Consider the following 14,023-nt stretch of genomic DNA (forward strand, 5'->3'; position numbering starts at 1 on the left):
CTGCGTAATATCAGGCAAAAAATACACATCAAAAACCGTTATAAAGGGTTGATAATATCTGTTATGAGCAGTCAGCCTACCTACTCATCAGTCGCCACTTACTATTAATATTTATTTACTGTCAATATTTACTTATTAACAGCCACTATTTGTTTACTAATTATTCAAAGTAACATAGTGCCTATATTACGCATTATTGTAAATATCAATTGGCATTTTAAAAGGCTTATCTGGCAATTCTCTCACCAGTTTTGGGACCAAATATCCTGGCAATTGTGCCAATAATGACCAATAAAGGCGAATGGATGCCTGTAAGTCATGGTCAAAATGTGCCGCGCCAGCCACTTTATCCAGTACATGTAAATAGTAAGGCAACACGCCACTAGCAAACAAATGCTCGCTCAATTGTACTTGGGTCTCGACATCATCATTGATGCCTTTTAAGAGTACTGCTTGGTTTAGCAGTGTGACCCCTGCTGCTCGAGCACGTTGCAGATACTCCGCAGTGGTGGCATCAATCTCATTGGCATGGTTACAATGAATCACCATGACGATGCGGCAGCGGCTCTGAGACAGCCTCTCTAGTAGATCAGTATCCAAACGCGCCGGCATCACCACCGGTAGACGAGTATGCAGACGTATGGTGGTCAATTGCGGGATAGATTCGAGCGTGTCCAACCAAGCAAACAGACGCCTATTAGTGACGTTCAGTGGATCACCTCCGCTCAAAATCACCTCATTAATCTCAGGATGCTCACTGATATAATGGATGATATGTTCTTTTGCATCTGCCGTAGGCATGTTGGCACTATAATCAAAATGCTGGCGAAAGCAGTAACGACAATGGATGGCACAGGCGCCCGTAATCGTCAATAACACTCTTGATTGGTACTTATGGAGCAAACCTTTAATCGGGTTTTGGGTATTTTCGCTCAAGGGGTCAGTCACGTAACCTGTGACACTCACTTGTTCCTGTTGGTCTGGTAATACTTGTCTTAATAAAGGGTCATTGCTGTCACCAATGGTCATTTTTGCCACAAAATCACGCGGCACACGTAGCTCAAAATGCTCAGGGATATAGACAGTTGCGCGTAATGATTCAAGCTTTAGGATGCTGAGTAACTCATCAACCGAGGTAATGGCCTCCGATAATTGCGTTTGCCAGTTTTTTTGTGTGATTAAATGGTTTATCATGACAACCTATTACCTGTGCTCAAAATCCGATATTATACGCCCTTAGCGTCTACCCTATCAAAGTATATCCGTTAATCCGTACATATGTCTATGCAGCGTAACGTTGGTGCGAGGCATCTGAGTGCCGATATCATCCTTGTACAACATATAAAGGATAAATCACGATATACAGAGCGCGTGGGTAATGCCGTAATAACTTACCAATGCTTTGACTATACTTGGCATAACAGCAAATTTTGGTACAGTCAGCCCTATATCTCACTATGTATTATCATATTTATAACTTTTAGGAGTTTCTTGTGGCAAATTTTTCTACTAATGAATTTAAAGCTGGTTTAAAAGTCATGCTCGATGGCAACCCTTGTGCCATCCTAGAAAATGAGTTTGTTAAACCAGGCAAAGGCCAAGCTTTCAATCGCGTCAAACTACGCAATCTTCGTAGTGGCAAAGTGTTGGAGCAAACCTTTAAATCAGGCGATAGCTTAGAAGCAGCTGACGTCATGGATACAGAAATGAACTATCTCTATAACGATGGTGAGTTTTGGCACTTTATGCATCCAGAGAGTTTTGAGCAGATTCAAGCGGACAAAAACGCAATGGGTGACTCAATCAAGTGGTTAAAAGAAAACAGCAATGCACTATGTACCATTACCTTATTTAACGGTGCCCCTCTGTCAGTCACGCCGCCTAACTTCGTTGAGTTAGAAATCGTAGAAACAGATCCTGGTGTACGCGGTGATACTTCAGGCGGTGGTGGCAAACCTGCAAAACTAGAGACTGGTGCTGTCGTACGTGTACCCCTGTTTGTACAACAAAACGAAATCGTTCGTGTTGATACGCGCACAGGTGACTATCAAACTCGCGTTAGCGCATAGTAATGTTGATGCATAACAGTGTTGATGCATAGTAGTGTTGGCTGATAGGCATGTTCACCAATCAGCACTATTAACCGATAATAGTGCTGATGGCTGATTACTGTCTTGGTAATATCAAACCTTGCCCATATCAGATCTTGCTAGTATCAAACAAAAAGCTTAACCATTATCTCAATGGTTAAGCTTTTTTTGTGTCTACAACGCTATGGATATGCTCAGTGACATGGCATATCTGGTGGCCACATTATGTCATCTCTTCATCTACTCTTCTTCTGGCGATTGCTCTTGTATCAACCAATATTGTACCAACGCATTGAGCTGCTCTTGCTTAAAAGGCTTGGTACAATAGTCTTGCATACCCACTTTTAAATACTTTTCGCGTTCTCCGTCCATGGCATTGGCCGTGAGCGCAATAATAGGAGGCAGTCTTTGAGGCTCATAGAGCTCATGCAGCTTGATGGTCGCCTGTACACCATCCAAAATTGGCATGTGATGATCCATTAAGATAACATCATAGCGTTCAGGAGATAACGCAAAAACCTCGATTGCTTGCTGTCCATCAGAGACATGTGTGACCATATGGCCACTTTTGGTCAGTGCTTTTTTGGCGATAATCGCATTGACAGTATCGTCTTCGACCAACAATATGTGCCCAACCAGCTCATGACTAGGCTCAATCATGGACATATCATTAGATTGTTGCCAGGCCTCATACTGCTCTTCTTCGATAGTGGCGAGCGGTAATAAAACGCTAAACGTCGTACCAACACCCACTTCACTACTCACATGGATATGACCACCCATCAAACTCACCAAAGACTTGCATACAGAAAGCCCTAACCCTGTCCCACCATACAGACGATGCGTGAATTTATTCGCCTGATCATAGGCGTCAAATATCGCCTCTAATGACTCTGCTCTAATACCGACCCCAGTATCTCTCACCTCTATACACAACGTCATGTTTTGTTCAGATTCATGAACTGAATGATGGCTTTGGTCAGTTTTTTGAGCGATTTCATGTTTACTACTATCAAAGCTATCAGGACAATAGCAGTTATTCATGTGCTTCACATCAATCATAACGCGGCCACCTTCTCTGGTGAACTTGACCGCATTATTGACAAGGTTAGCAATGATTTGCTTTAAGCGTACCGGATCGCCTTTCACATACGGTGATAACGCTTCGGTGTAATGATAATCTAACGCCAATCCTCGTTGACGGGCTTTGATCGCAAAAAGACTGACCACCTCATTACATAAGGTAGATAGATTCAATGGAATAGAGTCGATGGTCATTTTCCCAGACTCAACCTTTGACAAGTCCAAAATCCCATTGATGATGACCATCAAATGCTCATTAGAGATTTTGATATTCTCCACATACTCTTTTTGCTCGTGACTGAGATCCGTGTCACCTAGCATCTCAACCATCCCAATGATGCCATTCATCGGTGTACGAATCTCATGACTCATATTGGCCAAAAAGCTCGATTTCATCTCGTTGGCATATTTTGCATCACGCTGCTTATCTTGTAGCTGCAAAGCATCTGCCGCCATCATCGCAAACTGAGCCAATACTTCTGCCTGCTGCTCATCAAAATCATAGTTAGGCTTGATATCCATCAAACATAAGGAACCCAGTCGATAGCTTTTATTGTCTTCATACAAAATAATGGGCGCGCCTGCATAAAACCGTATATAAGGAGGCTCTATGACAAGTGGGTTTTGACTAAAGCGGCTGTCTTCTGATGCATTTGGTACGACGAAGACATCATTTGTCAGTACCGTATAATTACAAAAGGCAATATGACGTGGCGTTTGACAGGTATCACCAAACACGCTATCGGGTTCACGGCCTGATTTTAGATACTGTGTCTCCTCATCCATAAAGCTGATCGTGACGACTGGCACATCAAAAAACAGCTTGGCAAGATCAATGAGGCGCTCAAATGCAGGCTCTTCATTATTGTTGAGCACATCATATTTTCTCAGTTTATGGACACGTTCTGGTTCATCTGCCGTCACTGGATAGCTGTGCTTGGGTGCATTAGATATAGACAAAGTAGACTCCATTAAATAATATCAGGCGATTGGTTTACGCATCGCCTGCTTTATCAATAATTGTAACGCTTCACTCACCATCACCATCGCGACGACCGATGTGACAACAACTGCTGAACCATAACCACCGCACTGTAACCCGCCTGCTTGGCAGCTTTTGTCTACCTTGGGTGGCTCTGTAGAGTAAACACACTTGATACCGAACTTGTCTTTGAGGGCACTATTAATCCCTTTTTCGTGACGCAGCTTGTTACGCAATTTAGCAAGCAATGGATCTTGATAGCTGTCGCGTAAGTCACTGACTCTGATTTGGCTGGGGTCTGTTTTGCCACCTGCCCCGCCTGCACAGATTAGCTTCAATTTGTTAAATCGGCAATGCAAGGCAATTGCTAACTTGGCATTCATATCATCGACACAATCTAAGATAACAATTGGTCTACCTTGATCAGCAGCAGCTTTAGCCTCATCGCGACTGGGTAGTAGCGTTGCCACGTTATCTACGGTCAAAAAGTCATCAATTAGATTTAAGGTGAGGGTGGGATTAATCTCAGCCATACGATCCGCCATCGCCTCGATTTTGCTTTGACCAAAAGTACTGTCCAATGCAGGCAGTTGCCGATTGACATTGGAGGCGACCAATACATCCAAGTCCACTAAGGTGATGGTCCCTACTGCAGTACGAGCCAATGCCTCAGCTGCCCAAGAACCAACACCGCCCACCCCGATAATATAGACGTGAGCGGCAGCAAACACATCTACAGACTCTGACCCATAGAGCGTTCGTGTTCCTTGAAAACGGCGGTCGAATTGCTCACTGTTTTGATTTGACTCATCTTTTACCGTATCAGTGTCGTCAATCACTAACGACTCAAATTGTGTGGTTTCATTCATAATGCATCAAGTGCTCTTTTCAGATTTTAAATAGGCTCGTGGCGACTGGTGTTGCTGTATGTATCTGGCTAAGTATAAGATATCAAAACGGCTGAGTATCTAGGTAATCAACTGCTTAGACCATGGTCTTAGAGAGTCATTATAGAGAATTAAAAGATAACCATTGCTCTGGACTGTCATTTTAAACACTTACTCTGGGCTATTAATTGGATAGCTCCATTCGACCTTTAGAGCATCACAGCTGTTTTGCCATAATTGTCTGACAAGTCTAGCATGGGATATCCCTAATAGCTCACTTAAGCTGGACAATACCCAGGGTAAATTGGCTGGTACATTCCGATCATGTGTCACCCCGTGATCAGACTTAACGCCTAAGTTTCGTTCCGATAGGTCATAAGAGTGGTCTGGAGTTTGACACATAATCGGCGTCATATCTGGACAATCAGTCTCTATTACCAAGCACTCAATACCATAACTATTAACCGCTGCTGCAATAGCACGACGTAGCTTTTTGGCATTGGGGTTGGTGATTTGACCCGTCACACCAAGCTTAAATCCCAGCTTCACAAAAGCCTTGGCTTCTTGCGTACCACCACTAAAACTGTGCGCAATACCGCCTAGTTTATGGGCATCATAGACATTTGCTTTCAATATAGCCAATGCCTCAGCGTGTGCCTTACGAATATGTAGCATCACGGGTAGCTGATGGCGCACTGCCATGTCTAGCTGCGCCTCAAAAAATCGCTTTTGCTTGGCAAATATGTCAGGCGCTTTCATCTCATGATTAAAGGTATCCAATCCAATCTCACCAATGGCCAATGGTCGACGCTCAACAATCAGCTGTTCTAACTGGGTTAGATGCTCCTCTGTATGCTGGTCAATATAAAAAGGATGTAGACCTAATGCAATATGGGTGTGAAGATAAGCATTGTCATTGTCATTGTCATTGTCATTGTCATTGTCTTGGCTTTCAAACTTAGTACTAAAAAGCTGACTGATTGCTTGTTTGGTGTCATACATCCGCTCAAAATATCGATATAGATAACCGACCAGCACTAGATGACGCACACCCTGCATATATGCCTGCTGCACTTGCTGTGCTCGGTCGATATCAAATACAGGTGCGTCAAAGTGGGTATGGGTATCGATAAAAGCATGACTATTGATCTGTTCTTTTTCGGCCTTTACGAGTTGCTTGATCTCAAGGGACGAATTAATATCAGCCATAAATCTACTCCAAAATCGGTGCTTACAACAATTTCTCGTTCATACGTTTGTTGCTCTTATGCTACTCAGCAATCTATAAATTAACCCTATAACGGTTAAAAAAGTAGGTATCTAAAAAACTTGTGATGTATCGAAAACCTCGGTTGCTGTCTTCAATCAATAATAGCTCTGTTTTCACTAGGTTTGCTGTGATCACTCATATCACTACTCTCAACCGAACCATCCGTATCGACATCGTCTATTTTTATGCCCTGTTTATCGGGTATATGATTATTAGATATCTGATTATTGGGCATAGAGGTACCAGATTTTCGGCTACTGCGTCTCGGTATGATTAATAAAGCGGTGGCAACTGCACTCAAAACGAGCCATTTACGCGAATACTTACGAGTTATCATTTGATTTGTCATTTTTTGACTCGGCTTAACGTATATTGGGCATTACTACCCTATTATAGTCCAGTAATGCCCAATATACGTCAATATAACTACCACTGTGTTTATCTGTGTTATGAATACGCAAGCTAATGTACGAAGTAATTTTTATTACCTCGTACATTGACTTACTTAGAATATGAACTATTAATGAATGGGAATACCAAACCATCGATATTCTAACGATTCAGAGGATAGGTAGTGATACTACTATCTGGACTCTGTACTTTCGTAAAACCTTGAGTAGCAGGTTTTGGGACTTGGTTACGCTTAGGAACCAGCGGGTTGAGCGGCATCAATTCATAATCTGCGCTGACATCGCCGTTCCAACCTTCTGTACCGCTCAGTGGCAATTGTTTGATTGTGCCGTTTTTATCAATAACCAATTGCAATACCCGCATTTGATTGAATTTACGTTCAGTGATGCTTGCGACCGCACCGCCATCGCGCAAAATAGTCGGCTGCAAAAATATGATCAAGTTGCTCTTTTGGGTGCTGTCATTATCAGAGCGAAACAACCTACCGATCAGCGGAACATTACCAAGCCCTGGGACTTTTTGTTGGATTGTCGTGCTGTTATCGCGCATCAAGCCGCCCAACGCAATGGTCTGCTGATCATCAGCCAAGATAGTCGTATTGATGAGGCTCTTATTGGTAATTAAGCCACTTGCATTGCCAGTACTACCCGGTACCACTGACGATACCTCTTGTGACACCTCTAGACGTACCGTGCCATTGTCACCAATATGCGGAATCACGTTTAGATTGATACCAATGTCCTGACGATCAATGGTCTGAAACGGATTGCTAGAATCATTGCCGCTGGTCGTAAATGAGCCTGTGACAAACGGTACGTTTTGACCCACCAAAATGCTCGCTTTTTCATTATCCAAGGTCAAAATAGACGGCATAGATAACAGGTTGGCACTGGTCGACGAATCAAGCGCCTGCAAGATAGCACCATAAAACGCAGTGTTGCCTTGGCTATCTTTTCGGCTGTCACCGATGCCAATCAACGCACCAGCAATAGAGCTGGCAGCAGCGCTAATCCCTGTACTACTACCGGCTAAGGCAGCGGCGGCAATCGTTGTCGCACTGGTACCCACATTATTAAAATTCACCACGCCATAGCCACTGTTGGCATTACCAAGTGCCCACTGCACACCAAGCTGCGTGGCATCATCACCTGAGACTTCGACGATAGCAGCTTGAATCAATACTTGGGCACGGCGGTTGTCCAATTGATTGACAGCATCTTCAATCTCAAACATCAATTCAGGCGCAGCATTGACGATGACTGAGTTTTGCGTCTCATCCGCGATGATGCTAAACGGGCGTCCGCCAATACCTGTGCTTGAACCACCAGTACTACTGGCTGGTACCGTTGCCGTACTGGCACTGCCGACACTGCTACTCGCCGTATTACTGATCGGAGCGGCTGTACTACTGGCATTATTTAACGAAGCGGTCTCTAACGTTGACGTTGCGCCCGCACTATTAATAGATTGATTAGCCAATAATCCTCGTAGCATATCGGCAATATGACTGGCGCTCGCATATTTCAATCGAAACACTCTCAAACCACTCAAACGTCTCGTTGGCGTCGTGTCTAACTGGTTGACCATCTCCTGAACTTTAGCAATCATCTCAGGACTGCCTTTGACCAGCAGTCTGTCGCTCGATGTGTCAGCGATGACTTTGAGTTGATTATTGCCACCTTGTGCTTGTCCGCTACCAGCACTTGCAACCAATGCGCTGATCAACTCCATCATACGTTCAGCATCGACGTGACGTAAGGGAATCACTTGCAAGCTGTCATTGACATTGCTGTCCAAATCACGGATGAGGGCGGTCAATTGATTGAGGCTATCAGCGCGATCAGACAATACCAGCGCGTTGACCCCAGGCACAGCCGCTGCATGAGCAGACTGCGGCATCAGTGGTCTGATGACACCCAACACTTCTGCTGCTTGGGTATTGGTCAGATAGATAACTCGAGTTGCTAGGGCCTCACCGACACTATCACCGCGCAGATCGACTGCCACGCCAGACTGCTTGGCCACATTGTCTGGAACCAGTTTAGTCGTCGTCCCCGACTCAATCGCAGCGATACCGTTGACCTGCATCACACTCAAAAACAGCTGATAAATCTCATCACGAGATAAAGCTTTGTTAGAGATGACCGTTACATTGCCGTTGATACGTGGATCAAGTACAAAGTTCTGGTCAGTGATGGTGGCCACTTCGTTGATGAAGGCTTTAATATCAGCATCTTGTAAGTTGACCTTCCAGCTCTCAGCACTCGCAAGGCCTGTACTGGCCGCCCACAAGGGTATCGCTAGGCAAAGAGGACGGCACAAGCGCATGAGGCGCTGTATGACAAGGTGTAAAGGCGTGGCTGAAAACTTATGAACACTTACCATATTGATGATTACCTACAGTGATATTGCTTAGTATGTGCTGAGTCTGATGTGTACGGAGCTTAGTATTTAATGAGCTTAGTAGCAACTGAGTGATTGACGAGCACACGTTGCTAAAAATCCATTTTTTAAAACTGCTGGCGAATCGTAATGACCTGATCACCGCGCTGAACCTCTATTTGTGCCTCGCCCGCTTGTTGCACTTGCTGTAAGACACCTGCATCTTGAGCAGGGTTATTACCCACGCTTTGCCCGTTAACGGTCAGCACTTTGTCACCTGGCTCAAGCCCTAGACGGTTACGCAGCTTTGAGGGCATTGCCGCCGTGACTTGATAGCTTTCACCGGATGCCATCACCCCCATTCTACTTAGATAGCTGGCAGGGTTTTCTTGCAACGCGGTGACCGCTTTTTCGATAGCAGACTGCGGGCTTGTCTCACCAGTCGGCTCTGTTGCTTCAGGTGGTGTATCCTGTACTGGCTGAGGCGCTGCGGGTAGCATGCTATTGTTTGGCAAACGCTGATTGCTAATAGCACCCATCATCATATCGCTTTGGTCTAGTACCATAGCATCTGGCATTTTTATGACCATTTCTTTGTCATTAGCATCAGCGATAATAACTGAATTCCAATCGACCGCGACCAATATATAGCCTGTGTCTTTGAGACCGTCACCAATTCGATAGTTTTTTACCTCACCATTAATATTCAATAAGGCTGAGGACATGCTCTCAGGCATTGCTAGTAGCACGCCTTTAAGCTCTACATTGGGCGGAGGCTGTACTGCCGCTGCAATCGGATCAGGGTCGGCAAATATTGCAAACAAGCCGCTAGAATCGTTGGTTGATTTTATATTGTTTTGCAAAGGTGCTAGTGGCAGTGTCGGAGCTAGTGGTGCTGCTAGCAATAACCATAATAATCGCGCAGCAGTCCAGCAGAGCCAAGCAATGGCTAATAATAGCAGCCAACCTGAGAAACGATTGAGAGTATTGACAATAGGCTTTAAACTTGCGGTGATATCAGCCATCTAGTTCACCCCCAACCCAGTGAGCAGTGGCTGACGCACACTCACCACTGGGGTATCTTGCGGCGCTTGACCTTTATACTCAGGCATATTCTCTAGTAGGCGCTGGGTCAGGCTAACATCGAGCATATTGTCACCATCGAGATACAAATCACCCAAACGCTTGTCTTGATTGTTTAGCAAATTAATATGTAGCAGGTTTTTATTGTTCTTTTGCTCAGCACTCAACTCAGCGCGCAGCGCAGGCATGGTGATATAAAAAACCTTACCACCACTAGGATAACCCACTTCCCCACCTACCCATGTCAGCTGACCATCGACATCACTGAAGCCTGCTGTTGTTTTGGCAGAATCACTATTAGCCGCTTCATTGTCGCCAGACTGACGTTTTAGTGACACGGCATTGACCTGAATGGGTGTATTGGGCAATTGCCAATCAACCACATTCGCTAGCGTCTCAGGTGCGATTTTGCCGCTCATATTATCCACTTGCCACGAGCTAAGCCCCAGTTTTACTTGTCCCTCTAACCTAGTTTGTTCAGAGTTAATATTGACATCTGCGCCAAGCTTACCTGTGAGCAGCTGCCATGGCTGCCACGTCCATTCAGCCATCCCCGTGAGCGGCGTCGACGATACAGGAAGCTGCCAGATGGCTGAGCCTTGCCATACATTACCAGACACATGCTGTACATAGGGCGTGTTGGGTGCATATTTCTCAAGTAGCCATGCTGCTGGCATCTGCAATAGTGCAAATAGCGCAAACAATACAAACCCTATTAGCCACCAGAGCTTGCGAGGGCGTTTATGAGACAACTCAGATACTTGGGGCACGGTGGCACAACTCTTATATAAGTCAAAAACGTCATTATCATAACAAACAATGGCCTATAGATGACAGAAAAAAAGCCAGTATCTTTTTACCAAAATATTGGCAATATAGATACTGGCTTTGATTGGCTGACCATCGTCATCGTTTATCGCTAAATGATTGTAAATTAACCATTATCATAAAGTTGATGAGCGGTGTCGCGTGCTGTGGCTGTGCTACAACAATCTATCTTATTAGATAGCAAAATCTTCAATATTGCGTCCTGCAGCAAGCGCTTCTACTAACCAAGTAGGTTTGCGGCCACGGCCAGTCCACGTTTCGTTGTTATCATCAGTGTTACGATATTTGATATTGCGTTTTTTCTCTAGCGTTTCACCCGCTTTCAAAATCTCTTCGATGCTTGCATTGCTGTCTTCTGCAATTTTTTCGAACTGCATGTAGGCATCATACAGGCGCTGATGTTGCTTTTTCTCAATCAGTTGCTGAGCATTTTCAGTGATGGCACGTAACTCGTCTACATTTAGGTTTTCTAAATCAATTGCGTTATTTTTACTCATAGTCGATCCAATTGTGTGATGAAAGTATCACCTCTATAGAGGTATTAGTGTTCATTATGAACGTGGGTAAACTAATCATTTATTATTATAGTCGATTCAATTTAAAAGTAGTACAAGGCAACCGAGCGTAGATGTATATTAAATACTTCAAGCGAAGTTAACGCAGTAATAATTTTATAGTGGAATGACTATAGATAGGTTAATTTATTATATCTTATACTATTAAAACCAATCAATAATAACAGGTATTGAATATATCGCTATTTATTACAATAATCATAAACTTAAACATTTAATAGAAAACTAAACAAAATTTCTATTAAACAGCTTTTCGTGATGCTATCAAAAATTTTTCACGTCGTTATATATCAAAAATAGCTCTTGGTGCAAAATATACAACTGATTCAATTTAGAAGCACATTGAAGCCAATGGGCATAGGTGCGTAAACCATACCGTTAATGACTGGGAAAGCATTATTATCAATCATGAGTATGTTTATAATCATAGGCACAGGCCTTGATGACAATATCTGATACTTCAATAACAGTTATATTAATAATATTATATCAACTTATTAATATAACTGTCATCGTTAACTAATTCAGATAGTATGAACGGTCAATACAGAGTATGAAAGGTTTTTTTATTTAATAGCGTTAAACTGTTGAGCGTATAGAAGCGATAATAATAAAAATATACAGCCATATTTAATATAAACAAAAATTCACTTATATTAAATATACTCGTACTTAATAATTGATTTAATGGCATGCTAAAAGTTTATGAATATTGAAATTAGATTACTTTCAATACTCATCTCTCTTACACTCATTGATTTACAATTGGGCATTAAAAAGCCCCACAATTAGCAGGGCTCTATCTAACTTAATCAACACTATTGGATTACGTATTCATCAAAATGGAATATCGTCATCTACTGGGCCATCTGGCATGGCTGTAGGCTTAGACTGTGCAGGTTTTTGTGCTGATGGATTGAACTGATTTTGCGGTGCAGGAGCATTCTGATTGTTAAAGCTGTTCTGACCACCACTTGGTTGATTGTTGTAGCCACCTTGTTGGGCTGGCTGATTATTGCCTTGCTGACCAAAGTTGTTTTGGCCATTCTGATTGTTATAACCCTGATTTGAGCCACCTTGATTGCCATAACTACCGCTATTGCCTTGGTTCTGACCACCAAAGCTATCTCCACCTTGACCACCGCCAGTTTGGCCATCTAGCATCTGCATCTGCTCAGCACGAATCTCGGTGATATAACGATCTTGCCCATTGGGATCTTGATATTTACGCGTGCGCAGACTGCCTTCAATATAGACTTTACTGCCTTTACGCAGATACTGTGCCGCGATTTCACCCAAGCGGTTAAACAGCGAAATACGATGCCATTCCGTCGCTTCTCTTTTTTCACCACTTTGTTTGTCTGTCCACTGCTCTGATGTCGCAACCGAGATATTGGTCACGCTCCCGCCATTATTGAATTGACGTGCCTCAGGGTCTGCTCCAAGGTTACCAATGATGATAACTTTATTAACTCCGCGCATGATACCGTCCTTTTACTTATGAATAATTTAACAAACAGTTTTAATCGTTATCTGATAGCGTCATTTGGCACTATCAATTGTATAATTTTACTTTAACCAATTTTTATCAAAATATCTACAGGCGACCGATGCCGCACGTCATTCTATGTCGCTTAGATAGTCTATCTTAGTATATCGGTCGATATTTTAAAGTTTAATAGATAAAGGTGCTGCTATTTTGCCATTATAATAAGCCGATGAACACCGCAAGCTTTCATTAACCATCAGAACAACATTGTCATTTGTCATGCTACTGGGCATCAGTACCATTGCGATGCATGCTTAAAGTGACGCTACCCAGCTCTACGCCAAACTTTTTCATGACTGAGCGATTGAGCATGACATCTTTATCAACCAGATACATCCAGTCGTCAAACTTAACGTTATAAGTTTTGCCCTCAACTGGCAATTCTAGTAGATAGTTCCAATGTAAGGTATTGCCAACCACTTCTCCAGTAGCCTCACCGATGACATCGCCTGCCGTGCCTTTCCAACTACCGTCTGCTTGCTTGGTCAATCGCCAGATACGCTGAGATTTTGACCCATCTGCCCATGAGAACTTTTCATCTAAGACGATGACATTATCGCCTTCGTGAGTAGCATCGATATCGACATAAAAACGTTTTTTGACCTCGCCATTTCGACCTTGGAACATACCCCAGCCATCGATTTGACCTGAGAAGAACTCATGCATATCGAGCGTCGGTGTGCTGTTCTGATAGGTCTGAATATTTTGTGTGGCGCAGCCTGATAATAGCAACATGGCTGATAGACCAGCGCCTACTGCCAGCTTGGCCATTACTCGAGGCGCAATATTTTTCCTAATATCACCAGATAATATCTTAAATTTACTCATATCAATTCCTTTTAAATAGAGATAAATCGTTAATTTTTATTTATTAATAATGGCG

At 43.3% G+C, this 14,023-nt stretch carries 12 protein-coding genes; 1 reads left to right on the plus strand and 11 read right to left on the minus strand.

The features are described 5' to 3' along the window. Positions 1–186: 186 nt before the first annotated feature. Complete coding sequence (epmB, locus tag I6E86_RS06230; RefSeq protein ID WP_197176205.1) at positions 187–1,194, minus strand: EF-P beta-lysylation protein EpmB; 1,008 nt, start codon at positions 1,192–1,194, stop codon at positions 187–189. Positions 1,195–1,493: 299 nt separating this feature from the next. Here epmB and efp point away from each other — a divergent pair, with 299 nt between their 5' ends. Next, the gene (efp, locus tag I6E86_RS06235) at positions 1,494–2,069 is read left to right on the plus strand and encodes an elongation factor P (RefSeq protein ID WP_194364811.1); all 576 of its coding nucleotides are present in this window, start codon (positions 1,494–1,496) and stop codon (positions 2,067–2,069) included. A gap of 261 nt (positions 2,070–2,330) precedes the next feature. Here the strand turns inward: efp and I6E86_RS06240 are convergent, their stop codons facing one another. From I6E86_RS06240 to I6E86_RS06285, 10 genes are all read right to left on the minus strand, one after another. Then, positions 2,331–4,133, minus strand: coding sequence for an ATP-binding protein (locus tag I6E86_RS06240; protein ID WP_227680563.1), 1,803 nt, complete (start codon positions 4,131–4,133; stop codon positions 2,331–2,333). A 21-nt stretch (positions 4,134–4,154) separates the two neighbouring features. Further along, positions 4,155–5,024 (minus strand): ThiF family adenylyltransferase, encoded by an 870-nt coding sequence (locus I6E86_RS06245; protein ID WP_197176208.1) that lies wholly within the window; start codon positions 5,022–5,024, stop codon positions 4,155–4,157. 189 nt (positions 5,025–5,213) lie between these two features. Further along, entirely contained in the window at positions 5,214–6,251 is a 1,038-nt protein-coding gene (locus tag I6E86_RS06250) for a TatD family hydrolase (RefSeq protein WP_197176210.1), read from the minus strand. Between the two features lie 152 nt (positions 6,252–6,403). Beyond that, the gene (locus I6E86_RS06255; protein ID WP_194364806.1) at positions 6,404–6,649 is read right to left on the minus strand and encodes a hypothetical protein; all 246 of its coding nucleotides are present in this window, start codon (positions 6,647–6,649) and stop codon (positions 6,404–6,406) included. 215 nt (positions 6,650–6,864) lie between these two features. Continuing rightward, complete coding sequence (gene gspD, locus I6E86_RS06260) at positions 6,865–9,108, minus strand: type II secretion system secretin GspD (RefSeq protein WP_197176220.1); 2,244 nt, start codon at positions 9,106–9,108, stop codon at positions 6,865–6,867. 125 nt (positions 9,109–9,233) lie between these two features. Continuing rightward, positions 9,234–10,130: a type II secretion system protein N gene (locus tag I6E86_RS06265; RefSeq protein ID WP_197176222.1), complete on the minus strand. Its 897-nt coding sequence runs from the start codon at positions 10,128–10,130 to the stop codon at positions 9,234–9,236. Then, positions 10,131–10,958 (minus strand): type II secretion system protein N, encoded by an 828-nt coding sequence (gspN, locus tag I6E86_RS06270; RefSeq protein ID WP_197176231.1) that lies wholly within the window; start codon positions 10,956–10,958, stop codon positions 10,131–10,133. Between the two features lie 231 nt (positions 10,959–11,189). After that, positions 11,190–11,513, minus strand: coding sequence for an H-NS family nucleoid-associated regulatory protein (locus I6E86_RS06275; protein WP_197176233.1), 324 nt, complete (start codon positions 11,511–11,513; stop codon positions 11,190–11,192). Between the two features lie 915 nt (positions 11,514–12,428). Further along, the gene (ssb, locus tag I6E86_RS06280) at positions 12,429–13,073 is read right to left on the minus strand and encodes a single-stranded DNA-binding protein (protein WP_197176235.1); all 645 of its coding nucleotides are present in this window, start codon (positions 13,071–13,073) and stop codon (positions 12,429–12,431) included. A 289-nt stretch (positions 13,074–13,362) separates the two neighbouring features. Then, positions 13,363–13,968 (minus strand): DUF3833 domain-containing protein, encoded by a 606-nt coding sequence (locus I6E86_RS06285; protein WP_197176237.1) that lies wholly within the window; start codon positions 13,966–13,968, stop codon positions 13,363–13,365. Between the last annotated feature and the right edge of the window lie 55 nt (positions 13,969–14,023).

Source organism: Psychrobacter sp. SWN149 (assembly GCF_015864565.1).
Lineage (GTDB): Bacteria > Pseudomonadota > Gammaproteobacteria > Pseudomonadales > Moraxellaceae > Psychrobacter.

Bases quoted from the DNA above. Each gene is read 5' to 3' on its own strand.
- I6E86_RS06275 (WP_197176233.1), bottom strand. From the start codon at position 11,513: ATGAGTAAAAATAACGCAATTGATTTAGAAAACCTAAATGTAGACGAG.
- gspD (WP_197176220.1), bottom strand. From the start codon at position 9,108: ATGGTAAGTGTTCATAAGTTTTCAGCCACGCCTTTACACCTTGTCATA.
- I6E86_RS06285 (WP_197176237.1), bottom strand. From the start codon at position 13,968: ATGAGTAAATTTAAGATATTATCTGGTGATATTAGGAAAAATATTGCG.
- I6E86_RS06250 (WP_197176210.1), bottom strand. From the start codon at position 6,251: ATGGCTGATATTAATTCGTCCCTTGAGATCAAGCAACTCGTAAAGGCC.
- I6E86_RS06255 (WP_194364806.1), bottom strand. From the start codon at position 6,649: ATGATAACTCGTAAGTATTCGCGTAAATGGCTCGTTTTGAGTGCAGTT.
- I6E86_RS06265 (WP_197176222.1), bottom strand. From the start codon at position 10,130: ATGGCTGATATCACCGCAAGTTTAAAGCCTATTGTCAATACTCTCAAT.
- epmB (WP_197176205.1), bottom strand. From the start codon at position 1,194: ATGATAAACCATTTAATCACACAAAAAAACTGGCAAACGCAATTATCG.
- ssb (WP_197176235.1), bottom strand. From the start codon at position 13,073: ATGCGCGGAGTTAATAAAGTTATCATCATTGGTAACCTTGGAGCAGAC.
- I6E86_RS06245 (WP_197176208.1), bottom strand. From the start codon at position 5,024: ATGAATGAAACCACACAATTTGAGTCGTTAGTGATTGACGACACTGAT.